The organism is Arthrobacter sp. ISL-28 (genome assembly GCF_018613875.1).
In the GTDB taxonomy this organism is placed as follows: Bacteria; Actinomycetota; Actinomycetes; order Actinomycetales; family Micrococcaceae; genus Arthrobacter.
Genome location: NZ_JAGGPJ010000029.1, coordinates 90180 through 104191, shown reverse-complemented (window position 1 = coordinate 104191; position 14012 = coordinate 90180). Strand labels below are relative to the sequence as shown.

The 14012-nt window shown below is 63.4% G+C and carries 14 protein-coding genes; 9 read left to right on the top strand and 5 right to left on the bottom strand.

Going from position 1 to position 14012, the window contains the following annotated elements; genetic code table 11:
• The first annotated feature begins 20 nt into the window (after positions 1-20).
• The 4 genes from J7E80_RS19335 to J7E80_RS19320 all read left to right on the top strand — a co-directional run bounded on the left by J7E80_RS19335 (position 21) and on the right by J7E80_RS19320 (position 3938).
• Positions 21-866, top strand: coding sequence for an ABC transporter substrate-binding protein (locus J7E80_RS19335; RefSeq protein WP_215053845.1), 846 nt, complete (start codon positions 21-23; stop codon positions 864-866).
• A gap of 31 nt (positions 867-897) precedes the next feature.
• Positions 898-1860: an ornithine cyclodeaminase family protein gene (locus tag J7E80_RS19330; RefSeq protein ID WP_215053844.1), complete on the top strand. Its 963-nt coding sequence runs from the start codon at positions 898-900 to the stop codon at positions 1858-1860.
• Between the two features lie 48 nt (positions 1861-1908).
• Positions 1909-3147: an FAD-dependent oxidoreductase gene (locus J7E80_RS19325; RefSeq protein WP_215053843.1), complete on the top strand. Its 1239-nt coding sequence runs from the start codon at positions 1909-1911 to the stop codon at positions 3145-3147.
• 632 nt (positions 3148-3779) lie between these two features.
• Positions 3780-3938, top strand: coding sequence for a hypothetical protein (locus tag J7E80_RS19320; protein WP_215053842.1), 159 nt, complete (start codon positions 3780-3782; stop codon positions 3936-3938).
• A gap of 437 nt (positions 3939-4375) precedes the next feature.
• On the opposite strand, the gene J7E80_RS24715 is transcribed toward J7E80_RS19320, so the two are convergent.
• Positions 4376-4882, bottom strand: coding sequence for a histidine kinase dimerization/phospho-acceptor domain-containing protein (locus J7E80_RS24715; protein ID WP_215053841.1), 507 nt, complete (start codon positions 4880-4882; stop codon positions 4376-4378).
• Positions 4883-5101: 219 nt separating this feature from the next.
• Between J7E80_RS24715 and glnT the strand changes: the two genes are divergently transcribed.
• The 5 genes from glnT (at position 5102) to J7E80_RS19290 (ending at position 10325) form a co-directional block, all read left to right on the top strand.
• Positions 5102-6478 carry a type III glutamate--ammonia ligase gene (gene glnT / locus J7E80_RS19310; RefSeq protein WP_215053840.1) on the top strand — a complete coding sequence of 459 codons (1377 nt, stop codon included), beginning with the start codon at positions 5102-5104 and terminating at the stop codon, positions 6476-6478.
• Positions 6479-6509: 31 nt separating this feature from the next.
• Positions 6510-7418 (top strand): glutamine amidotransferase, encoded by a 909-nt coding sequence (locus J7E80_RS19305; protein ID WP_215053839.1) that lies wholly within the window; start codon positions 6510-6512, stop codon positions 7416-7418.
• A complete protein-coding gene (locus J7E80_RS19300; protein ID WP_215053838.1) occupies positions 7406-8140 on the top strand; it encodes a protein glxC in 735 nt (244 codons plus the stop codon). The genes J7E80_RS19305 and J7E80_RS19300 overlap by 13 nt, the downstream gene beginning before the upstream one ends.
• Positions 8141-8149: 9 nt before the next feature.
• Complete coding sequence (locus tag J7E80_RS19295) at positions 8150-9508, top strand: FMN-binding glutamate synthase family protein (RefSeq protein ID WP_215053837.1); 1359 nt, start codon at positions 8150-8152, stop codon at positions 9506-9508.
• 142 nt (positions 9509-9650) lie between these two features.
• Positions 9651-10325 (top strand): XRE family transcriptional regulator, encoded by a 675-nt coding sequence (locus tag J7E80_RS19290; RefSeq protein ID WP_215053836.1) that lies wholly within the window; start codon positions 9651-9653, stop codon positions 10323-10325.
• A 134-nt stretch (positions 10326-10459) separates the two neighbouring features.
• Here J7E80_RS19290 and J7E80_RS19285 read toward each other — a convergent pair whose 3' ends face one another.
• Genes J7E80_RS19285 through J7E80_RS19270 form a run of 4 tightly spaced genes read right to left on the bottom strand, consistent with a single transcriptional unit; the run spans position 10460 to position 14007 of the window.
• Entirely contained in the window at positions 10460-11527 is a 1068-nt protein-coding gene (locus J7E80_RS19285) for an LLM class flavin-dependent oxidoreductase (protein WP_215053835.1), read from the bottom strand.
• Positions 11527-11784, bottom strand: coding sequence for a tautomerase family protein (locus J7E80_RS19280; protein WP_215053834.1), 258 nt, complete (start codon positions 11782-11784; stop codon positions 11527-11529). The genes J7E80_RS19285 and J7E80_RS19280 overlap by 1 nt, the downstream gene beginning before the upstream one ends.
• 5 nt (positions 11785-11789) lie before the next feature.
• Positions 11790-13277, bottom strand: coding sequence for an aldehyde dehydrogenase (locus J7E80_RS19275; protein WP_215053833.1), 1488 nt, complete (start codon positions 13275-13277; stop codon positions 11790-11792).
• Positions 13267-14007, bottom strand: a complete 741-nt coding sequence (locus J7E80_RS19270) for an alpha/beta fold hydrolase (protein WP_311380887.1) — start codon at positions 14005-14007, stop codon at positions 13267-13269. The genes J7E80_RS19275 and J7E80_RS19270 overlap by 11 nt, the downstream gene beginning before the upstream one ends.
• Between the last annotated feature and the right edge of the window lie 5 nt (positions 14008-14012).

The window sequence follows — 14012 nt, the reverse complement described above, 5'->3', positions numbered from 1 at the left end:
TCACTTTCCAGGAGAATCCCATGAAACTCATGTCCCGTCCCGTGGCCGCCGCAACACTGGCCGCCGCCCTGGCAATGACCGCCACCGCCTGCAGCCGCAACGCCGAGAGCACGGTAGCCGCCGACTGCAAACCCGCCCATACCTTTTCCACCATCAACAAAGGCGTTCTCACGGTCGGCCTGACTGAAATCCCTCCCTTCAGCTATACCAAGGACGGCAAGCCCACCGGGGTCGATGTAGATATTGCCTCTGATTTCGCAAAGGCGAACTGCCTTAACGTCAAGTACGAACCGGTCGCTTATTCCTCCGCCGTTCCTTCGGTGCAAAACAACCGCATCGACCTGACTATCGGGGACTGGTACCGCACCAAGGCCCGCAGCGAAGTCGTCAACCTGTCCGCACCTCTATACCTCGACGAACTGGGTGTTATTTCCACTGACGGAATCACCTCCATCCAACAGCTCAAAGGCAAGAAGGTCGGCACCATCGACGGCTACCTGTGGGTCGAGGACCTGCGGAAGCTGCTCGGCGCAGACTTGAAGGTCTACCCCTCCAGCGTCGAACTGAAGCAGGACGTTGAAGTAGGCCGCGTTGACGTGGGCATCGACGCCTATGGAACCGCCCTTTACAACTTCAAGGACTCCAAATTCAAGGTCACCACAGTCACGCCGGACCCTGCTGTGACAGCCACCGTGGAACCGGCACAGACGACCCTGCCATACGGCAAGAACAACACCGAGCTGGGCAAGGCCCTGGATGAGACGATTTCCGAGCTTCACAGCTCGGGACGGATCGTCGAGATCCTCAAAAACCACGGACTGCCGGATTCCGCCGCCGAAGTCGGCGAACCCCGCCTGATCAACTGACTGTTCCTTACACGTCCCAGGAGAGATATACATGCCCCTCATGCAATCCGATGACATTGCGGTGGTCTCCGCAGAACAGGTCTTCGAGCACCTAACCATGGAAAGAGCGATCTCCGCACTGGAGCGGGCCCTGAAATCCGGATTGAAACCCGAAGATTCCCTGGCCCGAAGCAACGTCCCCCTGGCCAAAGGCAGCTTTCTGCTGATGCCGGGGGAGCACGGCGGGTATGCAGGGGTCAAAATCGTCACCGTCGCGCCCGAAAACCACAAGCAGCAGCTTCCCAAGATTCAAGGCAATTATCTGCTCTTCAACTCGGACACGCTTCACCCGCTCATGCTCCTGGACGGTGTCTCACTCACCGCCATTCGCACCTCAGCGCTCTCAGCCCTGGCAATCAGGCATCTGGCCGCAACGGATGCCGCCTCACTCCTTGTCTTCGGCACCGGACCGCAGGCGCTGTATCACGTGAAGGCTGTGGCTGCTGTTCGACACCTCACCAAGGTGACGGTGGTGGGACGGTCAGTAAGAGGAACCGAGGCTCTCCTCGCACAGTTGAGGAACCAAGGGTTCAACGCACATCAAGGGACTGCTGCGGACGTGGCCGAAGCCGACATCATCACGTGCTGCACCAGCGCCAGGGAGCCTCTCTTTGACGGTTCGCTCGTACGCGACGACGCCGTCGTCGTCGCCATGGGCTCCCACGAACCCGACGCCCGGGAGGTAGACGACGCACTGCTGAAACGCAGCACAATCTATGTGGAGGACACCGATACCGCCCTCCGTGAGGCCGGCGACATCATCATCGGCATCCACAACGGAACCATCACCGGCGAAGAACTGCACCAGCTCTCACCCCTGGTCCGGGTTGGTGCAGTACCTCGCCGTGGTCCGGCCTTCTTCAAGAGCGTAGGGATGGGATGGCAGGACCTTGTCACGGCCTCTGCCATCTACGAAGACATCATCGCCCGCCCCTCTGACGCCGCCTCAGGCTAAGGACGTCCGCACGAGGACCGTTACGGCACCTCACACCATGGAGAACGTATGAGAACAATTGTCATCGGCGCAGGAGCCATCGGGCTGTCCGCCGCCTACTATCTCCGCAAGAGCGGAGCCGACGTGACAGTCGTGGACGCGGTGCAGCCAGGCTCCAAAGCCTCCAGCCACAACGCAGGATGGGTGGTGCCGAGTATGTCCACACCGGTCCCTGCGCCCGGAGTGCTGCCCCAGGCCTTGCGATGGATGCTCCGCCGGGACAGCCCGCTCTACGTCCAACCCAACCTGAGTCCGCAGTTCATCCGGTTCATGCTGACGATGCTGCGACACTGCACCACGGCCCGCTTCGAAGCCGGACTCAAGGTTCTCGCCGACTTGGGGGCCGAGACGGTGCAGATGTTCGACGACCTCAGGGCCGATGGCGTGCGGTTCGAAAGCCATGCGGACCCTTTCACAATGTTGTTCAAGGACGGCCGGAAGCTCGAACACCATGCACACGAGCTGGATGCCATGAAATCGGTTATCCCTGGCTTTTCCTGGCGGGCACTGGAAGGTGAAGCGCTTGTCAGAGAGTGCCCGTCCGTCGCCGCCGGACTCGCAGGTGGGCTGCAGACCTTCGGGGATCGTTCCCTTGACCCCGCGTCGTTTACGAACGGCCTTGCGGCCGCATGTACCCGTGACGGCGTGGAATTCCTGCTGGGCAAGGCGGCCTCCCTCCGTCAGGAAACGGATGGTTCAGCGTCCGTCGTGGTGGGGGAGAAGGCTCTACGTGCTGACCGCATCGTCGTTGCGGCCGGAGCCTGGACGAATCAGGTGTTGGCTGGCATCGGTGAGCGGATCGCCCTGCAGGCAGGCAAAGGCTATGGCTATGATCTGCCCCTCGAGGATGACGGCCCAACCCGTCCCCTGTACCTGGCGGAGGCCAAGGTGGCCATCACTCCTTTGGCCACGAAGGTGCGGATCGCCGGCACGATGGGCTTCGGCGGCATCAATGAACGAATCGATGTGGTCCGCGCCGGCGGCCTCCTGAGCAGCCTGCCCTCATACTTCAGCCGCTGGCCTGACCTGACCCGGAAACCTCAACCCTGGACGGGGCTGCGGCCTATGACCCCCGACGGCCTGCCCATCATTGGGCCCTTGCCGCGAAAACCCCGCGTTCTCGTCGCCACCGGCCACGCGATGCTCGGAATCAGTCTGGCCCCACCAACAGGCCAGCTAATTGCCGAGCTGGCCACGGGGCAGACCTCCGCCGCCAGCAGGGCCAGCCTCGCCGCTGACCGATTTTAGGTTTCATTAGGACGGCCGCAGGTCAAAGCCGTCGTGGTTAGTTGATGCCCCTCGGTCACATCCAAGGGGCATCGACCAAAGTCAACGACCCTCAGCGGAATGTTCAGTAGGTTTTCAGAAAGGAGCACAGCAATGCAAAAAACGTCAACCGCTCAAACAAATGCGCCCGGTGGTCACACGTTCAGCGCTGCAAAAACGATGAGGCAAGACGCTTCTGTTTCCTACACCGACTGTGAGGGCCCCAACTGCTTCTATTGCCCGTGCCCCGAAACCGATTGAGAAAAGAGGCGCCAGCCCGCGAGCCGTCGAGCGGCTGCGTCGCCGTCTTGCAACGACACCATAGGTCTCCAGGAGCGGAACCCAAGGACCCGTCGAATATGCCGCGAAGTTCCTGCGGGGGCTGAGATCGCGCTTAGCGGGACCTGGGCTTCCCAAGAATCACCCACCAGAAAAAAGAACTCACCGAAGGTTCGCTCATGCCGACTCAACGGAAAATCGGTCATCTGGACCTTCGTCTGCCCTTAGGACGAACATTCCACCTGTCGCGGGACTGATACAGCCACCCAGCTACCTCGCGGCACTGTGGGGTAGGCGTCCGTTAGGCGCTCTCTCCCTGACCCTTCAGAGGTTTCATGAGCCACATCTATTTCGCCAGCACACTGCTGTTGGTGGCCGCGGGTATCTTTTGCACAGTTGCCGCAACGACCACACTCCGTTTCGGTTTGGGGCTGGCGCTGCTTACCGTCGGGGCAGGTGGATTCTCGGCTGGAATAGTGGCACGCCGCCTGTAGACGGTATACCCCTGCTGAAAATGCGCTGTCCCTCAAGACTCCAAGGCCACCTCTCGCAACGATGGGTGGCCTTGGCCTATGAACATCGCACAGGGCGAGGACATCGAGGCTGTGGTGGGCTCGGATCATAGACTGCTGCCGCCGCGTGCCCTATGAGATTCCGTTGGCAGGGAATTGGGCCGGATCACCGACGGTGAAGCGGATGTTTAGGGCGCTGGTTTTTGTCCCGTGGTTTTCAGGCGGGAAGGGTGATCCGGACGGTGAGTCCGTTGGATTGGTCGGATTCGTGTGTTGTGGCACTACTCTTGGATCGGCCAGCAGCTGAACCCTACCGGTGTCGTGCTCCACAAGTTGGCGCACGATGGGCCGCCCAAGGCCTGAACCGCCAGGAGCAATGCTCTAAAAACGGTCAAACACGCGCTCAAGCTCGTCGTCGGTCAGGCCTGGACCTTGGGTCTGCAAACATCCAGGATCACCTGCCCGTCACTTGGCGGACAGTAATCGTCGCAGTGGTGCCTGGAGGCGATGATTGCACGGGTTCGCCAGCAACTGTCCAGCACCTGCTCAAGGTGACCTGGCGTTATCCAGGCGGGGACGGGCTGTTGACCATCGTGTGGGACTGCGGCCGGGGAGCTCACTAGTTCGACGGCGGCCTGTCGGAAGCATCGCTCCAAGGTCCAGTCCGGGGGCAACAACGACCGCGACGTCGATTGTTTCGGGGCGCCTGATGGGGGACTGAAGCGGGCAAGGGCCAGAGAAGGCTGTTGACCAGCCGTGCCAGTCGCCCGGCCTTCGCCAGTGCATTGTCCACGGACGATCTCTCTTCGCGGGCTTTCAAGCCGGTCACGCAGACTGTTCAGGTTCAAGCGAAGGGCCGCCAGTGGTGTTCGCAACTGGTGAGACGCATAGGCCGTGAAGTCACCAGTCGATACTTGGACGGCCATTGCGTCGAGAAGGCACAGGGGCCGGATGAGGGCTTCGCAGACAGGGCCGCCAGGATCCCGGCGGGCACGAGGACGGCGACACTGCAACAAGCCAAAAGGTCCATGCTTCGCTGGGCAATGCGGATTTAACACAAGAGGGACTGTTTGGAAACATTAATTTGACTACTGTGGTTCAACAGCGTTTCACTGTAGTAACTGATCACGGACAGGACCGTTTCCATGACAAGTCTCGTTACACCCGAGCTGAACTCTGCTCCCGTTGAAGTACAGACCCCTCAGGACAGGATCACCCTGGCCGATCTGGCAGGCGCCCACGATGTCCGCTTCATCCTCGCTACCTTCGTGGACATGACCGGCAAGCCATGCGCAAAGCTGGTGCCCGTTGAAGCCGCGGACGAGCTGGAAGGGGGCGGAATGGGGTTCGCCGGTTACGCCGCAGGGCTCATCGGCCAGAATCCCCAGGACGGTGACCTTATAGCCGTTCCTGATCTCCAGTCCTTCACCCCGGTCCCTTTCATCAAGGACGGCCTCGCCGTTGTGCACTGTGATCCATATGTGAACGGCAAACCGTGGCCGTACGCCCCTCGCGTGATCCTCAAGAACGCACTGTCCCGGCTTGCCGATGCCGGGATGCAGGCAAAGGTCGGCGCGGAAGTGGAGTACTTCCTCGTCAGGAAGAACGACGACGGCACGCTCGCCACCGCCGACGCCAGGGACGATTCGCCACGCCCCTGCTACGACGCACGCGGCGTCACCAGAATGTATGACCATCTCGCTGAGATTAGTTCGGCCATGAACACCCTGGGCTGGGGCAACTACGCCAACGACCACGAGGACGCGGCCGGCCAATTCGAGCAGAACTTCAACTTTGCGGATGCGCTGACGACGGCGGACCGGGTCGTCACCTTGCGCTACATCCTGAACATCCTCGCCGAACAGCGGGGCATGACCGCTACTTTCATGCCCAAGCCGTTTACGGACCGGACGGGCAGCGGGCTGCACCTGCACCTGTCCCTGTGGTCCGGGTCCGACCCGTTGTTTCCAAGCGACGACGACGCCGAGGGCCTGGGACTCTCGGAGCTCGCTTATTCCTTTATTGGCGGCCTTCTGGAGCATGCACCGGCGCTACAGGCGTTCCTCGCGCCAACCGTGAACTCGTATAAGCGAACCGGAGCGACCACCAGTTCCTCGGGCGCCACCTGGTCTCCCCGGAAGGCCTCCTACGGGGGCAACGACCGGACGCACATGATCCGCGTCCCGGACGACAAGAGGATAGAACTGCGCTCCGGGGACGGCTCCGCCAACCCCTACCTCGCCATCGCAGCCGTCATCGCTGCCGGCCTGGACGGAATCCAGCAGCGCAGGGATCCCGGCACGCCGTCGGGCCCTGGCGAGTCCAAGCCGGCCGCCCATGCCCTCCCGGCCACCCTCCTGCATGCGGTCGAGGCGCTCCGCAACGACCCCGTGATGCTGGCCAGCCTCAGTGGAGACCAGGCTATCGGCGCTTACTATGCCGATGCCAAGGAAGAGGAATTCCTCGTCTGGCACAACCAGGTCAGCGACTGGGAAATCCGCAGCTACCTCACGGCCATCTGACAAACCAACAACCAACAGCAAAGGATCCACTATGTGCGGAATCGCTGCACTGCAGCTGCGCAATCCCGGGCTGCACGCCCACATGGGCAGCCTTCTGTCCTCGATGATGTGCCAGATCGTTGATCGCGGACCGGACTCTGCCGGTCTCGCCGTCTACAACACGCCCGGCCTGGTCTCGCCGGGTCAGGCGACCCTCAGCCTCCTAGGCAAAGAGCAGGGCGCGGCCCTCGCCGACATCGAAACCTCCCTGGCACGCCTGCTCCCCGACGCCGCAAGTACCAGGGTCCAGGTGGTGGGCGACACAACTCTGGTGAGCTCCGCCGTCGAGACCCCGCTCCTGATGAAGGCGGTCAAGGAGGCCCTGCCGAAGTCCACCATCATCGGACGCGGCGAACACGTGGCCGTGATGAAGAGCGTCGGCCATCCCATGGAGATCGCCGCCGAACACGGCCTGGAAAACATGGCCGGCAGCCAGGGCCTTTCCCACACCCGGATGGCCACCGAATCCGCCGTCACCGCCGGCGGCTCGCACCCCTTCTCCGTGGCTGACGACCTCTGCCTGGTGCACAACGGCTCCTTCTCCAACCACGCCACCATCCGACGGGAGCTCAAGCGCCGGGGAGTGGTGTTCGATTCGGACAACGACACCGAGGTGGGCGCCCGCTTCATCGCCTCACGCCTGGAGCAGGGCGACGACCTCGAAACAGCCCTGATCAACCTCGGTAAGGTCTTCGACGGTTTCTACACCCTGGTGGTCACCACGGCCGACAGCATGGCCGTGGTCCGCGACCCCATCGCCTGCAAGCCCGCCATCATCGCCGAAACGGACGACTACGTGGCCATGGCCTCCGAATACCGTGCCCTGGCCTCCCTGCCCCGCATCGACAACGCCCGAATCTTTGAACCCGAACCCGGAAAGGTCTACACATGGTCACTCTGATCGGAACCGAAACCCCCGCCTACGTCCCAGCCGCTTCCGGGGCCACAGCCACGCTGGTGGACCTGGCCGAGTCCACTGTCCGGGACCTGAACCAGGCACTGCACGAACCCCACGTGCAGGGGGAGTGGACCGTCACCAACTCGGACGGAAAGCACAGCATCGCGGTCGGCATCGACGCTCCCGTCAGCGTGACGATCGAAGGCCATGTGGGCTACTACGCCGCCGGGATGCACCAGAAGGGTGACGTCATCATCCGCGGCAATGCCGGCGTCGGACTTGCAGAGAACATCATGTCCGGAACGGTGCACGTTACCGGTGATGCCTCCCAGTCCGCGGCCGCTACCGGCCACGGCGGCCTGGTGGTCATCGACGGCAACGCCGGCGCCCGCTGCGGCATCTCCATGAAGGGCGTGGACATCGTAGTCGGAGGCAGCATCGGGCACATGTCAGCCTTCATGGCCCAGGCCGGGCGACTTGTGGTCTGCGGCGACGCCGGAGACGCGCTTGGCGACTCCATCTACGAGGCCCGCATCTACGTCAAAGGCACCGTCGCGTCCCTGGGCGCTGACTGCGTGGAGAAGCCCATGGGGGGCGAACACCTCGAAGAACTCGGCCAGCTGCTCGCCGCGGCCGGGCGCACGGAGCAGCCCTCCGAGTTCAAGCGCTACGGCTCCGCCCGCAACCTGTACCACTTCCACGTCGACAACTCCACCGCCTACTAGGAGGACAGCATGACCGTCACTTCACTGCCCCACGACGCAGCCCTCTCCGCCCGGCATCCCGGCGAACTCGGCCTGCGCGAATCGGCCACCTTCGACCGCGCCACCATCGCCGACATCCAGCGCGCCGCCGCTACCGGCGTTTACGACATCCGCGGCTGGGGCGCGAAGCGCAGCGTCCCGCATTTCGACGACCTGCTCTTCCTCGGCGCTTCCATGTCCCGCTACCCGCTGGAGGGCTACCGCGAAAGGTGCGATACCGACATCGTCCTTGGCGACCGGCATGCCAGCAAGCCGCTGCACCTGCAGACCCCCGTGACTATCGCCGGGATGAGTTTCGGCGCCCTCTCGGCCAACGCCAAGGAAGCCCTGGGCCGCGGCGCCAGTGAGGTTGGGACTTCCACAACAACGGGCGACGGCGGCATGACACCCGAGGAGCGCGGACAGTCCAAACACCTGGTCTACCAATACCTGCCCTCCCGCTACGGGATGAACCCTGATGACCTTCGCAAGGCGGACGCCATCGAGATCGTCCTGGGCCAGGGCGCCAAGCCGGGCGGGGGAGGGATGCTGCTGGGCCAGAAGATCACCGAACGCGTTGCGGGGATGCGCACCCTCCCGGTGGGGATCGACCAGCGCTCAGCCAGCCGCCATCCCGACTGGACCGGGCCGGACGACCTGGAAATCAAGATCGGCGAACTGCGCGAGATCACCGACTGGAAGAAGCCGATCTACGTCAAGGTGGGCGCGTCCCGTCCCTACTACGACACCGCCCTGGCCGTAAAGTCCGGCGCCGACGTTATCGTGGTGGACGGAATGCAGGGCGGCACGGCGGCAACCCAGCAGGTCTTCATCGAAAACGTAGGCATCCCCACCCTTGCCGCCATCCCGCAAGCTGTCCAGGCCCTCCAGGAACTTGGCGTCCATCGCAAGGTCCAGCTCATCGTTTCCGGCGGGATCCGCACGGGCGCCGACGTCGCCAAAGCCATGGCCTTGGGTGCCGATGCGGTGGCTATCGGGACTGCGGCGCTGATCGCCCTCGGCGACAATGATCCCCGTTACGCCGCGGAGTACGCCGCCCTGGGCTCTGCCGCCGGCTACTATGACGACTTCCAGGACGGCCGCGATCCGGCCGGAATCAGCACCCAAGATCCGGAACTGTCCTCCCGCCTGGATCCCGTTGCCGGAGGCCGTCGCATCGCGAACTACCTGCGTGTCCTGACGATGGAGGCCCAGACCATCGCCCGGGCCTGCGGGAAGTCGCACCTGCGCAACCTGGAACCGGAGGACCTGGTGGCACTGACCATCGAGGCCGCTGCTATGGCCCGGGTGCCCCTTGCCGGAACCAGCTGGATTCCCGGGGCCCGGTAATGTCCGGGTCTTCAATGCGGGGGTCTTCCGAGTACGTGGTGGTGGGTGCCGGTTGGGCGTGCCTCTCCGGACTGCTGAAGGAGCAGCGTGCCATTGGCTGGTGCAATCGGCTAGTGCAATCGTCCCCGCCTAGGATGGCCCTATGACCAATCACGCCGACGACGCCTCCAGCGAGGACCCACAGTCCGGACAGCCGCAGTCCGGGGACCCCCAGCCCGAGGGCCCGCGGTCAGGGGAACCTCAGCCGGGAGAACAGGTCGGCACTCTGGAACAGATCATCGCCCGGCAGGTGCGGCATTACCGCTCGGTGAACAAGCTCTCCGCAGCGGAACTGGCACTTCGGACGGGCTTGTCCAAGGCCATGATTTCCAAGATCGAAACTGCGAGCACGTCCTGCTCCCTGACGACGCTGCAGCGGCTGGCCGACGGGCTGAAAATCCCGGTCACGGCATTGTTCCGTGGTGCCGACACGGACCGGGACGCCACCTTCACCAAGAGCGGTCAAGGGAGTCTGACCGTCAGGAGCGGGACGCAACACGGCCACGAATACCGCGTGCTCGGGACTCTCAAGGGGCGAACTGATGCCCTGGAACCCACGCTGGTCACGCTCACGGACGCCTCGGACGTGTTCCCGTTGTTCCAGCATCCGGGCACGGAATTTATCTACATGCTCTCCGGCAAGATGGTCTACGGGCACGGCGCCTATGAATACACGATGGAGGCCGGCGACTCCCTCCTGCTCGACGGGGAGGGGCCGCACGGTCCGCTGGAGCTACTCGACTTGCCCATTCGATTCCTGGCCATATCGGCCAGATGACCAATAAGGGTGCAATGCCGCACAGGCGCATCCGGATGTGCACTGCAGGCTGTAGTCGGTTTGGTGAGTCATCACCGGCCTACGTCAAGCCTGCAGTGCACCGGAACTTGTCCTGGCTCAGCCACCAGTTGACATCAACGTGCCGCGGATGCGGGCTGCTCCTGGAAGGCCGGCACGACGTGCTCGATGAAGAGCTCGAGCGAGCGTTTCTTCTCCTCATGGGTCAGGCTGTTGTCGGACCAGAGGCTGAACTCGTCCACGCCGAGTGCCTCGTAGTGGCGGAGCCGCTCGATCACCTCATCAGGTGTGCCGATCATCGCCGTCTGGTGGAGGGACTCTGGCGTGAACTCCGGGCGGTCTGCGAACTTCTCGGCAGGGCTGGGTTCGAGGAAGCCGTTTTTCGGAGTGGTCTTGTTGCCGAACCAGGCATCAAAGGTCCTGTAGAACTTCTGGATGCCCTCGGCCGGACGCCGCCATCCCTCGGGTTCGTCTGCGGGGTGGACGTGGGTGTGGCGGAGCACCATGAGGTCCGGGCGGGGGACTCCGGGGTTGTTGCCTACAGCGGTGTCGAATTTGCGTGCGAGGTCTTCGACCTCTTCGTCGCCCTTCATGAGCGGTGTCACCATTACGTTGCAGCCGTTGGCGACGGCGAACTCATGTGAGGAGATGTCGCGGGCGGCGATCCACATGGGCGGCGTCGGTTTCTGCAGGGGCTTGGGTACGCTGGTGGAGGTGGGGAACTGCCAGATCTCGCCGTCGTGTGCGTAGTCACCTTCCCAAAGTGCGCGTACGGCCGGGACCATTTCGCGCAGATGCTTGCCGCCGTCGACTGCGGACATGCCGCCCATGAGGCGGTCGAACTCGAACTGGTAGGCACCGCGTGCCAGTCCCACTTCCATCCGGCCGTTGCTGATGACGTCCAGGAGCGCCGTCTCGCCCGCTACGCGGAGCGGGTTCCAGAAGGGCGCGATGATCGTTCCGGCACCCAGGCGGATGCGCGAGGTGCGCGCTGCCAGGTAGGCGAGCTGGGGCATGGGACTGGGGGAGATGGTGTACTCCATCGAGTGGTGCTCACCGATCCAGACGGTGCTGAAGCCTCCGGCCTCGGCGATGAGGGCAAGTTCCGTGAGGTTCTCGAAGCATTCGCGGTGTGAGACGGTCTCGTCCCAGCGCTCCATGTGGACGAAGAGGGAAAAGCGCATTACTGACTCCTTCGTTCTGCGCTGACGTTGGCAGACGCTTGATGGGTGCCCGCAGCTGCCTGGGCGGCGGTGTTGCGTTCGGCGATGGTCCGGTCGCCGCGGGACCAGTGTTCGTGTTCAATTTCGCGGATGATGACGGTGGTGTTTTCCGGTACGGCGCCGACAGACGTCTCGGCGGCGCGGTGAAGTGCGCCGATGAGCGAGCGGAGCTGCTCAGGGGTCCGGCCCCGGGCGATCGAAACTTCGATAAGAGGCAAGGTGTTCAGCTCCGCATGATGAAGGGGTCGGCGATGGGGGATTCGTCGGTGTTGATCCAGATGCTCTTGAGCCTGGTGTATTCGCGGATGCTCTCCACCCCGTGTTCGACACCGACGCCGCTGGTCTTGAAACCTTCGCGCGGGGACGCCGGAGACATGGCACGGTAGGTGTTGACCCACACCGTTCCTGCTTCCAGGCGGCTGGCCATCCTGTGCGCCCGGGCCAGGTTGGTGGTCCAGACGCCGGCGGCGAGGCCGTACGTGGTGTCGTTGGCGAGCCGAAGCACCTCTTCCTCCGTCTCGAAGGGCATGATCGCGGCGACGGGGCCGAAGATCTCTTCCCTGACGACGCGCATGGAATTGTCGACGTCGGTCAGCACGGTGGGTTCGAAGAAGTAGCCGCCGAGGGGGATGTTGGGGCGTCCTCCACCAGTAAGGACCGTAGCGCCTTCTGACACGCCGAGGTCAACGTAGCTGGCGACTTTGTCACGCTGGTCCTGGAAAGCGAGCGGACCCAGTTCCGTTGCGTCGAGCAGGGGATCGCCGATCACGATGCTGCGGGCACGGTTGGCGACACGTTCGAGCAGTTCGTCGTAGATGGATTTGTGGGCGAAGACGCGGCTTCCGGCGATGCAGGTCTGGCCGGCGGCGGCAAATATGCCGGCGACTACGCCCATGGAGGCGTTCGCTACATTCGCGTCGGCGAAGACGATGTTCGGTGACTTGCCGCCCAGTTCCAGGGTGGAGCCTATGAAGCGGGATGCGGTCGTCGAGGCGATGCGCGCACCTGTGGAGGTGCTGCCGGTAAACGAAATCTTCGCCAAACGAGCGTCATCCACGAGAGCTGCACCGGCTTCTGCGCCGAATCCCGTGACGACGTTGATCACGCCGGCGGGGAACCCTGCTTCATCGGCCAGCGCCGCCAGGCGGAGGACGGTGGCCGAAGTGTACTCGGATGGTTTGATGACGATGGTGTTGCCTGCGGCGAGTGCCGGCGCGAGCTTGCTCGTGGTCAGAGTAAGCGGAGAGTTCCACGGCGTGATGGCACCGACTACGCCCAGAGGTTCCCTCAGTGTGTAGTTGAGGATTGCCGGCGTGGAACCGGGGATGGTATCGCCCTGGATCTTGTCGGCCAGTCCGGCGTAGTAGTAGTAGTACTCCGGCATGGCCGCCAGTTGGGCACGCATCTCCCTGAGCAGCTTGCCGTTGTCCTGGCTTTCCATGCGGGCGAGTTCGTCGGCGTGCTCTCCCACCAGATCCCCCAGACGGCGGAGCAGGTGCCCGCGTTTGGTCTGGCTGAGGTTTCTCCAGTTGGGATTTTCGAAGGCTGCGGCCGCCGCTGAGACGGCGCGGGCCACGTCAGCTTCGTTTCCGCGCGCGGCCTGGTAGAGCACGTCGAGGGTGGCCGGGTTCGTGCTGTCAAAGTAGTCCCCGCTGGACGGCGGGACCCACTCCCCATTAATGAAGTGGTTGTAGCGGCGTTCAACGGACATTTGAATGCTCCTTGATGAAGGCGGTGAGGGTGTTGGCGAGCTCTTGGGGACGTTCAACCGGCATCATGTGTCGGGCGCCGCTGATGATGGAATAGGTGCAGCCAGGGATGGCTGCTGCCAGCCGGACGCTCATCTCGGGTGTCGACCCCGGGTCCAGCTCACCGGTCACGGCATGGGAAGGAACGGTGATCAGGGGTAGTTCGGGGGCGATTTCCGCGTCGGCGGTTGCGAATATGCGGTAACAGGCCAGGAAGGACTGCGGGTCGTTCTTGAGCAGGACTTCCCTGGTCGACTCGATCAGCTCCCTCGGGACGGAGGTCCCTTCCGGGTACCACCGGCGGATTGATGCTTCAACTGTTGCCGGAAAATCGGATTCCGCTGCCGCCAGGCGCAGCATGACTGCCGCGTGTTCATCGGCGGTACGCGCGCATACTGAGCCCACCGAGACCAGGCTGGCAACGAGGTCTGGCCTGAACCTGGCCAGATGCTGCGCCACGAGGGCGCCAAGTGAGAACCCCACCAGATGCGTATCCGGTTCGAGTTTTTCGGCAATGTCCGCCGCCAGCTCGGCAAGTGTGACCCCTTCAGGAGCGGCTTGCTCGCGGCGTCCGTGCCCCAGGAGTTCAAGGATTTGAACGTCGTACTCCGGTTCGAGGAAATCGAGGAGGGGCCTCCACATCGACCCGTCGAGGCCGACGCCGTGGATGAGTGCTATGCGGTCGCGGCTCACGACGG